The sequence below is a fragment of the Microbacterium sp. H6 genome, assembly GCF_003314775.1.
GTDB classification, from domain to species: Bacteria; Actinomycetota; Actinomycetes; order Actinomycetales; family Microbacteriaceae; genus Microbacterium; species Microbacterium oxydans.
Window position 1 is genome coordinate 449 of the sequence record NZ_QOAY01000181.1, and the last position, 378, is coordinate 826.

2 protein-coding genes are annotated in these 378 nt (G+C 70.6%); both read right to left on the bottom strand.

Translation table 11 applies throughout. The features are described from left to right. Positions 1–234: Holliday junction resolvase RuvX (gene ruvX, locus DSP71_RS23655; RefSeq protein WP_258546391.1), on the bottom strand; the 234-nt coding region annotated here is incomplete at its 3' end. After that, positions 231–365 (bottom strand): DHHA1 domain-containing protein, encoded by a 135-nt coding sequence (locus DSP71_RS11560; protein WP_258546392.1) that lies wholly within the window; start codon positions 363–365, stop codon positions 231–233. The genes ruvX and DSP71_RS11560, both read right to left, overlap by 4 nt. Positions 366–378 lie beyond the last annotated feature (13 nt).

A 378-nucleotide genomic window follows, 5' to 3' on the forward strand; every position in this document is an offset into this window, starting at 1 on the left:
GGCATCCGTCGTCGAGGGGGTGTCCGTTCCCTGCATGTTCACTGGCAATCCGACGACGAACTCCAACAGGTCGTACTCCTGTGCGATCTGGACGATGCGGTCGATCGAGGCGTCATCCCGCGGCACGGTCTCCACCGGCACCGCGAGCATCCCGTCGGGATCGGAGCGCGCGACACCGACCCTCGCTCTTCCCACGTCGATGCCGAGACGCACTCCGCGACGGAACCCGCTCACGCGCTGTGCAGCTCCTGGGAGATGGCGTCGAGCGCCGCGGGGAGTGCGGCGACATCCGCTCCACCGCCCTGTGCGACGTCGTCTCGTCCGCCGCCGCCGCCGCCGAGCACGCCGGCTGCGCGCTTCGCCAGCGCACCGGCCTTC